Genomic DNA, 17,274 nt, shown 5'->3' with positions numbered 1-17,274 from the left:
AATGGGTTACTACAAAAAATACTTACCATTAATTATTGGTACGGCTTTGGCCGCTGGTGTTTTTGTGGGATCAAAACTCAATTTTAACGACACTACGGAAAAGATTTTTGCTACTAATAGCAAAAAAGACAAACTTAACCGTCTTATCGATTACATTGACTACGAATATGTAGATCGCGTAAATACCGATAGTATTGTAGATGTTACCGTCAACGGTATTTTGGAAAACCTCGATCCACATTCTGTTTATATTCCTAGTGATGAGTATGAAGAAAATGCCGATGATATGCGCGGTAACTTTGTGGGCATTGGCGTTAGTTATTACATTTATAAAGATACAATTGCTGTAATTCGCTCCATAAAAGGAGGACCGGCAGAACGAGCCGGAATTAAAGGAGGTGACCGTATTTTATACGCAGATGAAAGAAAAATTTTTGGAGACAGCATTAACCGCGATAGTGTGATATCGTACCTTAAAGGTGAAAAAAACTCTAAGATAAAATTGAAGGTGTACCGAAAAAACAAAGATGAGTTGCTAGACTTCAAATTCAGAAGAAAAGAAGTGCCTTTAATCAGCGTAGATGCTTCATATAAGCTCAATGATGATGTAGGTTATATAAAACTGAATCGCTTCTCTGAAACCACCTACAATGAATTTAAAGATGCGTTAGACGATTTGATCGACAAGGATATAGAAAGCTTGGTTTTAGACCTTCGTAATAATCCTGGCGGGTACATTTCGACTGCTGAACGTGTGATAGATGAGTTTCTGGAAGATGATAAACTAGTATTGATCACTAAAAACAAAAGTGGTGACATCAATAAAGATTATGCCACAAGACGTGGTGATTTTGAAGATGGAAAAGTTTATGTGCTTATTAATGAAAACTCAGCATCGGCCAGCGAAATTGTCGCCGGGGCGCTTCAAGATAACGATAAAGGCGTTATTATTGGTCGCCGGTCATTCGGTAAAGGCTTGGTGCAACGCGAAATGTCTTTAGGTGATGGTAGCGCTGTACGATTAACCATTGCAAGATATTACACACCAACCGGTCGCTCCATTCAAAGACCTTATGGTAATGGCAACGATGCTTATTATAGTGACTATGAAAAACGCTACAAAAATGGCGAACTGGAACACAAAGAAGATATCGAGGTAGTAGATTCTTTAAAATTTGTAACACCAAAAGGAAAAATCGTCTATGGTGGTGGAGGCATAATTCCTGATATTTTTGTGCCAAAAGATACCAGTGTGGGTAGTGAGACGATTAATTATGTTTCTCGAAGTGGCTTTATGAGTTATTTTATCTTTGAATATTTAGAGCAAAATCGAAAGCAATTCAGCGGAATGAACTTCAAGGATTTTGTTAACAACTATACCGTTGACGAGTCGCTGTCAAAAGAATTTATAGAGTATGCTCGTTTTAACGAAGCGCAAATAAACTTAACGGGTTACGAAGCGCGTTTGAAAAAAGCTCTAAAAGCCAATATAGCGCAACAACTTTATGGTCCCAATGCTCATGAATTAATTTTAAACCAAGGTGATCTTATGCTCACCAAAGTATTAGAATTAGAGGCGAAAGAAAAAGCGGCACAATAGTCCTCTCAAAACAGGAGTAATTACAACCTGCTAATTAAGACCTTCTCCTTTTACTTTTCTTCTGTATTACTTGCGACACCTGTAAAATAACCAACAGTAAAATAGCACAAGCACCGGCTAATACACTAATAACGGCCACCATGCTATCTCCTTCAAAAAGATGATCAAAATCTAACTTTGTAGCATTGAAAATTATTAAACCTGCGGCTAAGGCTATGAGTATGTATATGAATATTTTCATACTACAAAATTAACTAAATAATTCTTGAATATTCGATGTAAACAGTTTTACTGAAATAGCAAGCAAAATTACCCCAAAAATCTTTTCAATAATTCCAATTCCGTTCTTACCTAGAAATCTCTGAAGGGAGGAAGAAGTTCTTAGAACAATAAAAACAACAATTATGTTGATTAATATAGCAACAATAATGTTTTCTAATTCAAATTCTGCTCGTAAGGAAAGTAATGTAGTTAAACTTCCGGGACCTGCAACAATTGGAAAAGCAATAGGAAAAACAGTTGCCATGCTTAAATCGTTGTCCTGTTGTTTAAACAAAGTAATACCCAAAACCATTTCCAAAGCAATAAAGAAAAGTACCAATGCCCCGGCCACAGCAAATTCGTTTACGTTAATGCCAATAAGGTTTAAAATACGCTCCCCTATAAATAGAAAAACGATTAAAACAATAGCTGAAATAATAGACGCACGTCCGCTTTTTATTTCTTTAGATTTTTCCCGCAACGAAATAATGACAGGGATACTTCCTATAATATCGATAACAGCGAACAATACCATAGTTGCTGTTATTATTTGTTTAAAATTGAATTCCATATCCTAAAAATTTAAGCCGGCAAAAGTAATTAATATTGCAATTTTTTAAACTATATAATGCTGTTAAATTTTTAGTAAAATTTTTTCGATAAAAACATAGAAAACAAAGTACCTTTGCCATATGTTTCAATTAGGAAAAGCAATCATTTCAGAAGATATTATTGAGAAGGAATTTGTGTGCAACCTCAGTGCGTGTAAAGGAGCTTGTTGCATTGAAGGAGAGGCGGGTGCACCCGTCACAGAAGAGGAGACTAACGTATTAAAAGAAATCTATCCAAAAGTGAAGCCTTTTTTACGCCCAGAAGGGATCCAGTCCATTGAAGCACAAGGCACGTTTATAAAAAGTCCGCAAGACGAACTGGAAACTCCATTGGTAAACGGAAAGGAATGTGCCTACGTAACCTTTACCGAAAACGGGACAGCCAGTTGTGGTATTGAAGATGCCTATAATGCTGGGGAGGTCGATTTCAGAAAACCTATTTCTTGCCATTTATATCCTGTCCGTATTCAAGACTATAGCGAATTTTCAGCTATAAACTACCACAAATGGCCTATATGTGACGATGCGTGTACCTTGGGTAAAGAACTTCAGGTGCCTGTTTACAAATTTGTAAAAGATGCGTTGATACGTAAATATGGCGAAGATTGGTACATGGAATTGGAGAAAGTAGTTTCCGAGCGATAGCCTTTTTCAGAATATTTCAGCCATTTTTTCTACACATAGCGGAAAGAAAATAATTTGTTCTTTGTTTCTTTATAAAGAAGTGGAATTGTTTTTTCTTTTTCTGAAATAAATAACAACCAATAAAATCGCCAATACAGATACTAGTATTATATAAAAAAGAGGTTGTTTCCATAATGGTTTTGAAAATTGAATAGGAGAATTGTCCCCTGAAAGTACAAAACCTGCCCAGTAAAAAGGGTGCTGCAATTTTTCGGTTTTCGTGTTTTTCAAGTAGTCTAATTTAGCTTGCTGCAGGGCTTGGGCTTTATTTTCGCCTTTTTTGAGGTTTTTATAAAAGGACACCATGATTTCTGGAGTTTCTTTATCGGGTGCAGGCCACAGGCTCATGACCGTGCTTTTTACCCCAGCATAGGTAAATGCTCTTGAAAGACTCTGTACACCTTCGCCTCGTTTTATTTCACCAACACCCGTGTTGCAAGCACTTAAAACGGCTAGCTGTGCGGGAATTTTCAGTTTGTAAAACTCTGGAAGGTAGAGTTTTTCATTATTCTCAAAAATGAGGCTGGACTTGGCAGGGTTGTCCTCGTCCAAAACAGCGTGCATTGCTAAATGTAGTACGTCATAGCTTGACACATTTGATACAAAGTTGTTTTTTGTAGCTTCTTCCGCCGTGTAGAGCCTTCCATCAAAAAGCGCATTTATTGTTTTCGCCTCTCTTTCTGCGCCCAACAGTTCGTAATTTCCTTCCCGGACAAGATCTTTCACAGCTTTATCTTCTGTATTTGCGGCAAATGACAATTTATATTTTGGCGAAAAGGCCGTAAACTTGGTCGAGGAACCCTCATTGTTTTCGTTTTGAATGCTCCAAAGTTTCAGCGAAGTGGAGTAGCTTATTTGGTAGTTTTCCAACAAAAAGCTTTTGTTTTCACTGATTAAGGTTTCAAAAGGAAGGTAGCCTAAAAAACCGTCATTGATAATAGTTAGTTTATCATATTTCTCGACAGACATAGGCTCTATTAAAACCGCGAACAACTTTTTCGATTTTTCGAGATAGGAAGTTTTGAAGTTTTTAAGATCGGAAAGGTAATCGTCAATGGATTTCCGTAATTCTACCTTGTCGACTGGCAAGCGTTTCAGTAACAGATTATTTTTTGTGATGCCATAGGCAAAAACCATTGAATCTGTTAATACATAACGGAGAATTAATTCGTTTTTGCTAATCTTACTTTGCAGACTTTTTAAATCAAAATCTTTCTGTGAAAATTGGTAAAAAGAAGGATGATTTTTCTCGATTTTTGTTTGTGCCTCAGTAATTGAATTAGTGAGTTTCTCCAATTTTGTCTTCAAGGAATCCACTGTTGCTCCAGTATCGTTTTCTGCTGTGAATTTGGTTTTTTCCTTTTCCGTGATGAGCGAATCAATTTTGGCCTGAAGCCTTGTGCCTTCTAATCCTGAACCTTCTTGATTGTTCAAAAAGCGTGACCAAAGTAAATCTGAATTATTAATTTCCACCCGTTCGGCAGTTTCTTGAAAGTGTTCATCCAGCATGGTGGTACATAAAAGCATACCTTCGTTTATTTGATCCTGATAAGTCGCTAACCGGTCATTGAATTTTCCTCCCCGGTAGAGCCGTGAGAATATGACGGAAGAAAGGTGATAGGCTTTGTAGGCTTCTTCCAAATATTTACTGTCCGATTGTTTTTGGTGCATTTTCAAATAAACCCCTGCAATTTCATTAAGGTTTTGAATGGCATGAAAATTGTTTATTTCTTCATCTGCAGAAAAATAGTGCTTCAATACTTTGTTGAAAACAGCAAAAGCTTTGTCGTAATTTCCTTTCCCAAAATATGCATGCCCAAGATTGTTCCGCATCGTCATGGATTGGTTGAATTTTTCAATTTCAGGGTTCTCGAAAGCAAGGTCTACATAATGAATAACATCATCCCATTTTTGATTGTCTGCTGCAGCGGTGCTCAGAATCCAATAGGCTTGTAAAATGCCAAAATTATAGTCGATGCTTTGGGAAAATTTCAAGGCATTGGAATAATATTTTTTTGCTTTCTCATAATTCCCAGACCGATGGAAAAGCGATCCGGTTTCCAGACTGAATTTTGCGAGGGTATTACGTTCTGCTTCCGAATAAGGTTGAATTATTTTGGGCATAATTTCCCTTTGAAAACGGGCATAGACTTGTTCAGCTTCATTAAAATCTTGCCTTGCGGTGGCATACTCCAATTTTTTGTATAAGTAAATGGTTTTGGCAGCGCTTAGGTTAGGAAAATCTTGATGCTCATAATTAAGGAGGTAGGTTTTGTTTTTATTAAAATATCCTGTCAATTTAGCTAACAATTCTTCGGTTTTTTCCAAATCTCCGTACTGTTTAAAGCTGGTTAAATTATTCGCGTATTGCTGGAACAACAAGAATTTGTCCTCGGGCTGAATTTTTTCGTAAATTTTTTGTGCCTTCAGGCCGTAATCTAAACCAGTATTAAAATCAGGGGTGAAAGTGTACAAAGTAGAAAGCAACCGACAGTTTTTTGCAGTTTCCACCGAATAATAGCCATAGACCTCTGTGGTTTTTTCAATAGCTTTTTTGAAATATGGGATTGCGGTTTCCCATTCTTGCAAAAACCATTTAATATTTCCCAAGCCCTGAAAGATTTTGGCTAGCTGTGATCCATATTTTTCATCATTTTGTTGAGTAAGTGTAAAATCATAGGTTTCTGAAGCCACTTGCCATGCTTTTTCCAATTTTCCATTAGGTATCAGTACATTGAAATATTCAATATTTATTTCAATCTTTTCTAGGGTTGATGGTTCTTCTATGCCGTTAAACACTTCGATAGCTTGTTCCACTAAGCTCAACATCTCAGCATAATCGGAAGCAAGGTAGGATTCTGTGGCTTTTATTTTATAAAGTTGTCTTTTGTAGGCATCTGAATCTTTGTCGTCAATGGATTTCAGAATTTTTTTCCGAACAGATATGGCTTCAGTATAAGCTTCGTTAGAAAAAAGCTCTTCAGCTTTTTTATTTTTGGAGATTTGAGCAAAAAACGATTGAAAAGAAAAGAAAAGTAAAAGGAGTAACGTAATTTTTTTCATAATGGGGCACTATAATTAGTATACCCAAAGGTAAAAAAAAGACGATGTTATTCTATTTTTTGTAGGATTTCTTTTGCTTGTTTAGCAAGGGGTTTGCCTGAAACGGTTACTTTTTTTAAATGTAATTTGGCTTTTTCCTTATTTTCCAGTTTCAAATAACCTAGGCCTACATACCATTGTGTAATGGTTTGGTAGTCTATTGGTTCATTCCAGTTATGTTGTTCTAAGGCAATGATAGCTTTATTAGTTTCTCCTGCTGCCATTAAACTTACCGACTGGTAAAAAAAGGCATAATCCTCATTGGTTTCTTTATAAAGTGTTTTAAATAACTCTGCAGCTTTAGCATACTCCTTGTTGTCATAATAATGAAAGGTCAACTCCATTTTATCTTTCTTCGGGGTTTCATTGCCGCGAACTGTAGGGGCTATTACATTGGGGTATGCTTCAAAGTTTTTGGCGTACAGATCTTGATAATCTGGTTGCGTATTGTAAAAAAAAGAACCAATAGCAATAAGTATGACAATAGCAGCCGCATAAAAATACCATTTGGTTTTTGGTGCAGACTCTTGGTCCAGTTTTTTAAGCCGCTCTTTTAAAGGAGCACTTTTTTCTCCAGAAATAGTCTGCTGCACTTCCAGCTGGGCGTAAAATTCTTTCTTGAACTCGCTGTCCTCTTCCAGTAACGTTTTTAACTGTAAAAAGTCATCCTTGGAAATCTGCCCGTTAAAATAGTGCGCTATTAATTCTTCCTTATTCATCTCTCTTTTTCACAAGTTCTTTTAATTGCTTTAAGCATCTTGATTTTTGACTTTTCAACACATCTTTAGAGCTATAATTTAAAAAGTTTTGTATTTCATCTAAAGTCAAGCCTTCGTAATAATAAAGCTCCAATACTTTTTTACATTTTTTCCCTAAATAGTTAAAAGCTTCCTTTAATACTTTCTGGCGTTTATTGCTTACTTCTACTTCAAAGATTTTTATCTCTTCGTCGGAATGAATAATTAGGTCATCCTCGTAACTCAATTTATTTTTTTTGATTTGCCTATAAATCTTAAACTTCCCAATAGCAAATAAATACGTTTTTAAGGAGCTTGTCAATTTGTTGAGTTTCCCTTTTTGAATATTTTCATAAAAACAAATAACGGTCTCTTGATATACATCTGCTATATCTTCTTCTGAAATTGAAAACGTTCTGGCAAACAAGAAAAACTCTTCTTTATAAGTAAGGTAAACCTTGTCTAAGGTTTTTAAGTTTTTTTGCTTGAGTTTCTTTATTAAATGTTGGTCTTCAATCATTAATGCATAAGTAGGGTAAAAGTAAACAAAAACAAAGTTAAACTTTTTAAACCTGACATAATAAGGCAATTCAATAAAAAGCCCTCGCTATTTAATTTTTTCAGATTCAATAAACTCATTAATAGTTATATAAGTCAATCTCCCGATATTTTTTTACCAAAAACGTTTACTTCTTTATTGCTGCGGTATAAATATGTAAAGGGTTAAAATAAAAATCAATATTCAATTTTTAACTGTTAAAAAAAACAAAACAATGAAAACGACTACTATTTTAAAACAAATGATCTTGCTATGGGCTTTATACTTTAGCATAAGTATCAACGCACAGGATGTTTATGTGGCGGGAGCTGAAAACAATGGTACAACCGATGTAGCCACGCTCTGGAAAAACGGTGCATCACAAAGCCTGACAGATGGTTCAAAACGTGCCGCTGCTTTTTCGGTCTTTGTTTCAGGTGATGATGTTTATGCGTCAGGTTATGAAGATAATGGTAATTATTATGTGGCTATGCTGTGGAAAAACGGATCGCCCCAAATCTTGACCGATGGTTCTAACGATGCCACTGCTACCTCTATATATGTTTCTGGCAACGATGTTTATGCAGCAGGCTATGAAAACAACGGCACGGCAAATGTGGCCAATCTTTGGAAAAATGGCACGCCTCAAAACTTGACAGATGGTTCAAATAGTGCCGCTGCCTATTCAGTGTATGTTTCTGGCAGCGATGTCTATGTAGCCGGGTATGAAAATAATGGCTCAAAAGACGTGGCCATGCTGTGGAAGAATGGCACACCACAAGCCCTAACCGATGGTTCGAAAGGCGCCGGTGCCCAGTCGGTCTTTGTTTTTGGTAGTGATGTTTATGTAGCTGGCTATGAAGATAACGGCATAAATGTTTTGGCCAAACTATGGAAAAATGGAACTCCACAAATCTTAACCAATGGTTCAGGCAATGCCTTTGCCAATTCTGTCTACGTTTCTGGGACTGATGTGTATGTCGCAGGCAGTGATAATAATGGAACAAATCAAGTGGCCACGCTTTGGAAAAACGGTACACCACAAACCCTAACCGATGGTTCGAACAATGCCAGTGCCCAGTCGGCCTATGTTTCTGGTAGTAATGTGTTTGTGGCAGGACAAGAAAACAATGCTACAAATGCTTTGGCCAAGCTATGGAAAAACGGCACCCCGCAAATCCTGACTGATGGTTCAAGCGATGCCATTGCCTTATCGGTATTTGTGGACGATGGCCAGTTGGGTGTTGAAAACAACGCGGTATCGGAAAACAAAATAGCCCTGTACCCAAATCCCGTACAAGATGTTTTGCACTTAGATACTAAAGGCGGTACCATTCAAAAAGTTTCCCTTCTTTCAATTACCGGTCAGCGTTTAGAAACCTGGGAAGGGAAATCTGAAATCAATATGGCTCCATTTGCATCTGGAAGTTATTTTGTAGAGATCACTACCGATGGTGACCGCACCTTGGTTAAGCAAGTGATTAAAAAGTAGGTACTTAATAAAATAGTTTTTTATTCTTTTAGACTTCGGAAGGTTTTTATCTTCCGGAGTTTTTTTAAGAAAAGTGCTTGAATAAAAAAATTGATGTGTCCGCTCATTGATGCAGGTTGTTTACTCATTGCTTATTGACAAAACGAGACCTGCTTTACATATTTGTCTTAAATTTTTTACCAAAAATGTTTACTTCTTCTTTTCTGTCACATAAATAGGTAAAGGATTAAAAAAACTTAAAATTTAAATTATTCTATCATGAAAACAAAAAAATTATTTTTCGCCACCCTATTATTTTTTGCAGGCTTTATGGTCTCGCAGGCTCAAATCGATACCCGTATTGGCGCTGAACTCGCCTACGGTACCGAAATTGAAAACCTCGGGATTGGAGCCAATGCAGAATTTGGCGTGCTGGACAACCTTAGTATCTCACCGAGCTTTATCTATTACTTGCCAAAAGAAGAAAGCTTTATTACGGTAAACTGGTGGGAAATCAACGGAAACGTAAATTATTATTTCTTACAAGACGAAGGCTTTCAGGTGTATGGCCTTGGAGGTCTTAATTACACTAATATTAGTGTAGATGCAGATATCGATTTTGGGGAATTTGGTAACTTTTCCAGCGATACCTCCGATGGACGGTTTGGCCTTAACCTAGGTGCTGGAGCCAATCTGGATTTGGATAGTAACATTATGCCTTTTGCAGAATTAAAGTACGTAATAATAGATGGCGGACAGCTTGTGCTGGCAGCCGGTGTTAAATTCAACATTTAAAAATCAATAAAAATTAAACATTATAATCGCAGAACTTCCCACAAACCTATTAAAAATTAAAATTATGAAATATTTAAAATCAACGCTTTTAGCCCTTTTGGTAGTAAGTGTATTCTCATGTAGTAAAGACGACGACAGTCCAAATCCGGGCAATCAGGCGCCTGACAGTTTTAACCTGATAACAGTGCCGGATGGTTCTACCGATGTAGATTTAAACCCCACTTTTTCTTGGGAACCCGCAATAGATCCTGATGGCGATGCCGTAAGTTATGATGTATATCTTGATACTGAAAATCCACCTACCACAGCAGTTGCTTCAAATTTAAGTGACATTACTTATATCCCGCAGGATAATTTAAATTCTGGTGATACTTATTATTGGGCGGTAGTAGCCAAAGATGGAAATCAAGGAGAGACCTTGAGCAATGTTGCTTCATTTACGACTGTGAATCAGTCAGGTCCTATTGTATTGAGTTGCGACTCTTTTCAAAGGAACAATGCTGATGCCATTTCTTTACTTGAAAACGGAAGCAGCGACGTAGATTATATTATTGACTGTGTAGCTTCGGTGGAATTGGATCTAAAAATTGAACCAGGAGTGGTTATTGAGTTTGCTGATGGCGCAGGAATGATAATTAGAGACGATGGGTCATTAAATGCTATTGGAACCCAAAATGAACCCATAGCCCTAAGTGCAATTACTAAGGCAAAGGGAGCTTGGAAAGGAATCCTCTCTGGCAGTGAAAGTGTTAAAAACCAATTTGACTATGTAAATATTGAATATGCTGGTGATGGTGGCTTAACAAGTAATAGTGAACCAGCAAGTTTAATTTTAGGGGCAACTGCTTATTTTAGACTAAATAATGTAAGTATTGAAAATAGCTTAAATTATGGTATAGCCGCTACATCGTATAATTATAATGTGGAAATTAATAATAGTACTATAACTAATTGTAGTATACCAATATTTACCAATGTCATTACAGCAGGCAATATTTCTGGAGGAAATTTTACGGGGAATGCCACGGATGTCATAAGGTTAGTTAGTGGTTCGGGAGCGAATGTCATGGACGTTTCAACTACTTGGAAGGAATTAGGAGTTCCTTATAGAATGGCTAGTAATCTAGTTATAAATAATGGAGCTAAGTTTACCATAGAACCTGGTGTTGTTATCGAATTTGAAGACACAAAAGGTATTGAAATAGATAAACTTTTTGATGAAGGCAGTGCTATAATTGCGGAGGGAACACCTACAAACCCAATTACTTTTACAGGGGTCACTAAAGTTCCAGGTGCTTGGAAAGCAATTTCCGTTCGCCGAACTACTTCTGTCCAAAATAAAATAGATAATGTTTTAATTGAATATGCTGGCGGTGCAGGAGCAGGTGGTGCTATCGAAATGTGGGTAGATCCAGTGTTAACTGTTACGAACACAACTTTTAAAGATATTGATGCTTGCGCATTATATAACCGTTATGGTTCAACAAATCCAAACCTTACTGAAAGTAATAATACTTTAGTAAATGTAAACGGTGGCTATATGTGTCATGATTAAATAATTAAAATCATTACTTATAAAAATTCTCACTAAATTTTTAACCTGTGCCAATTTCAATTGGACTTGGTACAGGTTTTTTATTTTAACTCTCGTTGCATAGTTAATTATACTTGATAATCAAGTGTTCATTATTAAAGTGAGATATAGGGGATAAAAGAAATTATAAATCAAAATTAAATTAATTATTATGAAAACAATATTTACAATTTTAAGTGTGCTACTCTTTACAGTGGCAATGGCACAGGACAAAGTTTTTGTGCACACGGCAACAACAGGCAATATTACTAGTGATGCCACCGAATTGGACCATCCCGACCTCAACGGCAATCCCAGTGCTATGATTATGGTTACGCATAACCTTAACTATGGTGGAGTACAGTACAATAACCATGTAACGGGTACCTATTATAACACTGGTACATCTAAATGGATGTTGTATAATGAAAATAGTAATCCTATGGCAGAAGGCTCGTCTTACAATATTTATATCATTGATGGTGGTGAAGGGGATGGCGTAGTGGCGTCTGGAACTGAGTATAGAGTTAGAGTGAATAACCCGAGCATTAATGGTAACCCAGATGCCATAATTCTATATGCTAACTATTACAATACTTTTCAAGTACGCAACGATAATAATTACGGGGTGTATTACGATAATGGTGATGATTATTGGTATGTATATAATGAATCTACGGATGATAATATTCCCGCTCAAGCTGCTTTTGATCTTTTGATTGGTGAAGGAACAGGCGGTGCCACGGCATTTAAACATACAGCAACAACTGGAAACATAACCGCCAATTACACGGTAATAGACCACCCGAGCCTAAACGGAAAACCAGAAGCGTATCCCGTGATTACCCATAACTGGGGGTCTTCTGGAGATCTTAGTAACATACTATTGGATCGTACCCTTGGTGTTTGGTACAATGGTAACCAGTGGACTATTTACACCGAAGACAGCTCGACAATGCCAGAAAATGCACTGTTTAATGTGTATGTTGCCGATGAACCATTAGGTGTTGAGAACGAAATCGTAGCTGAAATAACATCATACCCAAACCCGACAGCGGGAGAAGTTACTTTCGGTTCAAAAGAAGTAATTTCAAATATTAGTATTTACAATTTACTGGGGCAAGAAGTAAAACAAATCACCGGAAATAATAGTAATAACTTTACTATAGATATATCAGGACTTTCAGCAGGCAACTATATAGCCAAAGTCCAGGCCGGGAAAGCAGTTGAATCTATTAAACTAATCAAACAATAATTTGGTGTAATTTTTGGCCTGTGTCAACAACGTATGGGGTTGGCACAGGTTTTTTAAATTTGTAAAACACATACAATTGTGAAGCTATAAACCTAACTTTCTTTAGTTGTTTTTTGTCACATTAGGGTTTTGGTTGAACCAGTATGTCTTATCTGTTACATAGTTGATACGCTTTGTTACATATTTGAAAACTAGTAATAATAGCATTGACTATTTTTGAAATGTTACAGAAATATTAGAACAGAAAACGTTTCAAAATAAGTAGAAATAAAATGGAGGAGCTATCCATTTTATATAAATAATATATGTGTTTATAAATAAGTTAATTTTTTATACATTTATAAGTATATTGATATTCAACATGTTAAATCAAAATAAATCAATAACCAATTAAAATGACCTTAATTATGAAAAAAATATGGATAGCATTAGCAGCAATTTTAATCGTTGTGGCTTGTAAAGACAACCCCGTTTCAAAAAAAATTAAAGAAACCCGCGAAAATGTTTCAAATACTACCAATGCGGTAAAGGAAATGAACAAAATGGGTGATGACATTAAAGAACTCCAAAAAATGGAGCCTTTAACCAATGAGGAATTAAAAGAGTGGTTGCCCGATGAGGTAGACGGAATGAAACGCATTGCATATAAGGCAGGCCAAGCATCTTATATGAAAATTGCTTCTATTGAAGCTACGTATGCTAACGAAGATAAATCTAAAAAGTTTAAATTTCAGGTTATCGATGGAGCCGGACAAATGGGTGCCGCAGCCACTGCTGGAATGCGCATGTTGTTTTCGCAGGATTTTGAAGAGGAAGACGAATATAAAACCCGCAGAACTGTAAAAAAGAATGGAAACAAAGCCATCGAAGAATACAAGAAAAACAATAACAACAGCGAAATTCAATTAATGGAAAGCAACCGTTTTTATATAAAAGCCAACGGCACCAATATGGATATCGATGAGACTTGGGATGCTATTGACGAATTGGACGTCGATGACCTTGGATAATTAAAAAACCTTACCTATGTTTTAAAGCCGGAAACACTGTGTTTCCGGCTTTTTTTATGATGTTACATAAGTGATGCACTTTGGAACATTTGTTATATACGACTTTGGGTCAGCGCATTAGTTTTGAAATAAATGTTTTTTGATAAAGCGAATCACAAATAATTAGCAATCAATAATTTGACAAAAAACACCTTCAGCACTCTCCTCATTAAAATTTCCTGACCTGTTCATGAGTCTTAAAAAAGGGTGTTTATTAATAAACAAAGAGGCTTTTATTATTAGAGTACAGGAAAAACCCCGTTTATAAAAAGGGGGATAAAACGCTTATTTATAGGGTGAAAACTTTGGTTGAAGACACGCGTTGAACAGTAAATTTGAAACACGAATTCAATATTAATTAAAAAACAGAAACTTAATTTTTAAAACTTAATGTTATGAAACATGCAATTACATTAATCAGTATCCTGTTAATAAGTATTACAGGATTTTCGCAAATAGATAGGACAGTCCTATCAAACCAGATTGTTCCTGCGGAGGTAGAACGCACCCCAGAACTCGAGCAGTTATTTGCCGAAGCCAAGGTGTTGGAAACAACCGGAACGGCTGCAGAAATCAATGCCAATAGATTGGCAATCAAAGAAGCTTGGATGGCAGTCAGTCCTGAAATTGCGGCTTTGTACAAACCAGTCGATAATGGTGGGGCACTTCCTGAAACAATGGAAAATTTAGCAATCAATGGGATATACTTTCCGGATGTCATTAAAGAACGTGATGCTGTACCACAAATCCGTGATTGGGACACCGATAGGCTGTTACTGGATGAGTTTGTAGATGGTGGGGTCGATATTGAAGTAACCCAGAATGGGGACATCTATATTTCAGCCTTCCAGAACAACATTGAATTTGGAGGTGATTTTGACATCATTTTTATTTACAGATCCCTTGATGGAGGACAAACCTTTCAGCAATGGCAGGCAGCTAATGTTACTGCCCCTATGCGTAAAATGCAGATTATATCCATGGATGGGGATGGCGACGATTATTTGTTGGCATATTTATATACGGAAAGTGGGAACTTTCAAGTTTGGCGATGGAATATGGACAATGGCAATTTTGATGCTCAGGTTATTTCCGGGGACGTTTCAGATTTTAGTGTGGACAGAAACTATCCAGTTGCTACCAATGCCCAACAGGTGTTTGCTACCTACCAGAAAATGACGACCTGTACCGAAGTGCATTCTGCTCGAAGCACAGTTGGGAGCTATGGGTTTGATTGGGTAGATGAAGTATCCGAAAGTAATACTTGTGGCGAACAAGTGGATTTTACCTATGGTCTTAATGGGGTTGTTTATACCACCTATACTGGCGCTACTTCAGGAAGTTTATATGCAAATGTAAACTCTGATTATAATGACCCTACTTCGTGGGGTGCCAGAGAAACCATAGAATTGGGAGGGGGCCAAGAAACAATCAACCCTACCATTGCTGCTGCCCGAAATAGTTTGGCAAGCGACAAAGTGATTATCTGGGCTTCACAACGTGATGCAGGGACATCAGACTCTTTTGATGGTATTGGTTATCTGCGTGAAAATGAAGGGACTTATGCCTTGTTCTCCAACTTTGCCTCTGGAGGCAGCAATTGGAACATAGCACATACCGATTCTTGGGTGCGTAAAGTAAACGGAACAGAGGTAATCCGTACAGCATATGTAAGGGACAACATTGACAATAGTGAAAATGATCTCAACAGGTCCTTGACATTTAACGGTACCGGTTTTGATATTTTCGAACAGGTTGCCGATACAGATATTGACGTTTTTGATGGGTTCCCTTCAGCAACTGCCGAAACTGATGACCAATTACCCTGTATGGCTTTTGCAGGGACCAGTGGAGGCGGTAGTTTTGGTTATGGCCTATATTTCGATGCTAAGACAGAGATATTAGGTACTCAAGACAATATTATAGAGGGGTTGTCGTATTACCCAAACCCTGCCAATGAGGTTTTAAACATTCACGCAGAAAATAATATAGACACCATTGCCTTATATTCACTTTTAGGGCAGGAAGTCTTAAAAGCTTACCCTGATAATCGTGAGTTTATAGTTAACACTGCATCTTTAACATCGGGCATATATGTTATGGAAATAAGAGTAAATGGTCAAACAGAAACGTATAAAATTATAAAAGAGTAAGTGTTTTTTGTTAGTTTAATAGTAAGGGGCTGCCAGTTTTTGGCAGCCTTTTTTTGGTTTTAATTTTTTTTTGAAATGTTAAAATTCACAAGTATGTATTGTTGAAATTTTAATTTCAAAAAACGGTAAGGAAAATTCATCATAGACTATGGTAAATTGGATACTCACAACTGTTTTATGACTCTAAAATTAACACTGTCTAAAGAAGAAATAAAAACAATAACATTTTGAAATTCAATATATTATACATTGTTTTTAAATAACCTCCCTTAAGCCCAGTAAATACGTTGTGTTGAAAACTTTGTTAAAAACCCAAACGGCATTTTACCGTAATTACCTTTAATTTTTTCCATATTTGTTAGTCCCAAGGGGTGTCAAATTTTAACAAATATAAAAACGAAGGACAATGAGCGCAGTAGAACCGATTTTGCAAGAAAACAAAGATAGATTTGTAATTTTTCCAATTCAGCACCACGATATTTGGGATTGGTATAAAAAAAGTGAAGCAAGTTTTTGGACTGCGGAAGAAATAGATTTACATCAAGATCTTAGTGATTGGAATGACAAACTAAATAAGGATGAAAAATATTTCATAAAACATATTCTTGCCTTTTTTGCTGCTTCAGATGGAATTGTAAATGAAAATCTTGCCGAAAATTTTGTGAGTGAAGTACAGTATTCCGAAGCAAAGTTCTTTTACGGTTTCCAAATTATGATGGAAAACATTCATAGTGAAACCTACTCATTGCTAATTGACACTTACGTTAAAAACGAAGAGGAAAAAGACAAACTCTTTAATGCAATAGAAAACTTCCCAGCTATTAAAAAGAAAGCAGATTGGGCCTTAAAATGGATTGAATCGGACTCGTTTGCAGAACGTCTTATCGCTTTTGCAGCTGTTGAAGGTATTTTCTTTTCAGGTTCGTTTTGCTCACTATTCTGGTTGAAAAAACGTGGTTTAATGCCAGGTTTGACTTTCTCTAACGAGTTAATTTCTCGTGATGAAGGCGTGCACTGCGATTTTGCTGTTCACCTTCACAATCACCATTTAGTAAATAAAGTACCAAAAGAACGCATTCGTGAAATACTTGTCGATGCGCTTAACATAGAACGTGAATTTATTACCGAATCTCTTCCCGCAAGTCTTATTGGGATGAATTCAAAACTAATGACACAATACCTAGAATTCGTAACAGACCGTTTATTGGTTGAGCTTGAGTGCGAAAAAGAATATAACGCCACCAATCCATTCGACTTTATGGATATGATATCCCTACAAGGAAAGACGAACTTCTTCGAAAAACGTGTTTCTGAATACCAAAAAGCGGGTGTTACCAATAAAGACAAAGAATCTAACAAAATCAGCTTCGACGCAGATTTTTAACGAATAAAAGTCTCCGCTTTCTCCCCAAGGGGCGGGCTTTTTTATAATCAACTGATAATGT

Annotated in this window: 14 protein-coding genes; 9 read left to right on the top strand and 5 right to left on the bottom strand. The window is 36.6% G+C overall.

The genetic code is table 11. The annotated features are described in order from the left end of the window. Position 1 precedes the first annotated feature (1 nt). Positions 2-1,600 (top strand): S41 family peptidase, encoded by a 1,599-nt coding sequence (locus DZ858_RS02230; RefSeq protein WP_117157944.1) that lies wholly within the window; start codon positions 2-4, stop codon positions 1,598-1,600. 34 nt (positions 1,601-1,634) lie between these two features. Here the strand turns inward: DZ858_RS02230 and DZ858_RS02225 are convergent, their stop codons facing one another. Both DZ858_RS02225 and DZ858_RS02220 read right to left on the bottom strand, forming a co-directional pair. Next, positions 1,635-1,841, bottom strand: a complete 207-nt coding sequence (locus tag DZ858_RS02225; RefSeq protein WP_117157943.1) for a hypothetical protein — start codon at positions 1,839-1,841, stop codon at positions 1,635-1,637. Positions 1,842-1,850: 9 nt separating this feature from the next. Then, positions 1,851-2,432 carry a MarC family protein gene (locus DZ858_RS02220; protein WP_117157942.1) on the bottom strand — a complete coding sequence of 194 codons (582 nt, stop codon included), beginning with the start codon at positions 2,430-2,432 and terminating at the stop codon, positions 1,851-1,853. Between the two features lie 121 nt (positions 2,433-2,553). Between DZ858_RS02220 and DZ858_RS02215 the strand changes: the two genes are divergently transcribed. After that, the gene (locus DZ858_RS02215; protein WP_117157941.1) at positions 2,554-3,117 is read left to right on the top strand and encodes a DUF3109 family protein; all 564 of its coding nucleotides are present in this window, start codon (positions 2,554-2,556) and stop codon (positions 3,115-3,117) included. A gap of 69 nt (positions 3,118-3,186) precedes the next feature. Here DZ858_RS02215 and DZ858_RS02210 read toward each other — a convergent pair whose 3' ends face one another. From DZ858_RS02210 to DZ858_RS02200, 3 genes are read right to left on the bottom strand one after another with little or no spacing between them, the layout of a single operon-like run. Then, the gene (locus DZ858_RS02210) at positions 3,187-6,219 is read right to left on the bottom strand and encodes a CHAT domain-containing protein (RefSeq protein WP_117157940.1); all 3,033 of its coding nucleotides are present in this window, start codon (positions 6,217-6,219) and stop codon (positions 3,187-3,189) included. A gap of 47 nt (positions 6,220-6,266) precedes the next feature. Next, positions 6,267-6,977, bottom strand: coding sequence for a tetratricopeptide repeat protein (locus DZ858_RS02205; protein WP_117157939.1), 711 nt, complete (start codon positions 6,975-6,977; stop codon positions 6,267-6,269). After that, positions 6,970-7,515: an RNA polymerase sigma factor gene (locus tag DZ858_RS02200; RefSeq protein ID WP_117157938.1), complete on the bottom strand. Its 546-nt coding sequence runs from the start codon at positions 7,513-7,515 to the stop codon at positions 6,970-6,972. Before DZ858_RS02200 ends, DZ858_RS02205 begins: the two co-directional genes overlap by 8 nt. 253 nt (positions 7,516-7,768) lie before the next feature. On the opposite strand from DZ858_RS02200, the gene DZ858_RS02195 reads away from it, so the two are divergent. The 7 genes from DZ858_RS02195 to DZ858_RS02165 all read left to right on the top strand — a co-directional run bounded on the left by DZ858_RS02195 (position 7,769) and on the right by DZ858_RS02165 (position 17,213). Then, positions 7,769-9,025 (top strand): T9SS type A sorting domain-containing protein, encoded by a 1,257-nt coding sequence (locus tag DZ858_RS02195; RefSeq protein WP_117157937.1) that lies wholly within the window; start codon positions 7,769-7,771, stop codon positions 9,023-9,025. Positions 9,026-9,283: 258 nt separating this feature from the next. Beyond that, positions 9,284-9,799 carry an outer membrane protein gene (locus DZ858_RS02190; protein ID WP_239990701.1) on the top strand — a complete coding sequence of 172 codons (516 nt, stop codon included), beginning with the start codon at positions 9,284-9,286 and terminating at the stop codon, positions 9,797-9,799. 64 nt (positions 9,800-9,863) lie between these two features. Then, complete coding sequence (locus DZ858_RS02185; RefSeq protein WP_117157936.1) at positions 9,864-11,354, top strand: fibronectin type III domain-containing protein; 1,491 nt, start codon at positions 9,864-9,866, stop codon at positions 11,352-11,354. Between the two features lie 190 nt (positions 11,355-11,544). After that, positions 11,545-12,627 carry a T9SS type A sorting domain-containing protein gene (locus DZ858_RS02180; protein ID WP_117157935.1) on the top strand — a complete coding sequence of 361 codons (1,083 nt, stop codon included), beginning with the start codon at positions 11,545-11,547 and terminating at the stop codon, positions 12,625-12,627. 407 nt (positions 12,628-13,034) lie between these two features. Continuing rightward, a complete protein-coding gene (locus DZ858_RS02175) occupies positions 13,035-13,637 on the top strand; it encodes a hypothetical protein (RefSeq protein ID WP_147309563.1) in 603 nt (200 codons plus the stop codon). A gap of 434 nt (positions 13,638-14,071) precedes the next feature. Then, on the top strand, positions 14,072-15,829 hold the full coding sequence (locus tag DZ858_RS02170) for a T9SS type A sorting domain-containing protein (protein ID WP_117157933.1): 1,758 nt from the start codon (positions 14,072-14,074) through the stop codon (positions 15,827-15,829). A gap of 406 nt (positions 15,830-16,235) precedes the next feature. Further along, positions 16,236-17,213, top strand: a complete 978-nt coding sequence (locus tag DZ858_RS02165) for a ribonucleotide-diphosphate reductase subunit beta (RefSeq protein ID WP_117157932.1) — start codon at positions 16,236-16,238, stop codon at positions 17,211-17,213. The last annotated feature ends 61 nt before the right edge of the window (positions 17,214-17,274 follow it).

Source organism: Marixanthomonas ophiurae, from assembly GCF_003413745.1.
Lineage (GTDB): Bacteria > Bacteroidota > Bacteroidia > Flavobacteriales > Flavobacteriaceae > Marixanthomonas > Marixanthomonas ophiurae.
This window is presented reverse-complemented; position numbering and strand designations above follow the sequence as displayed.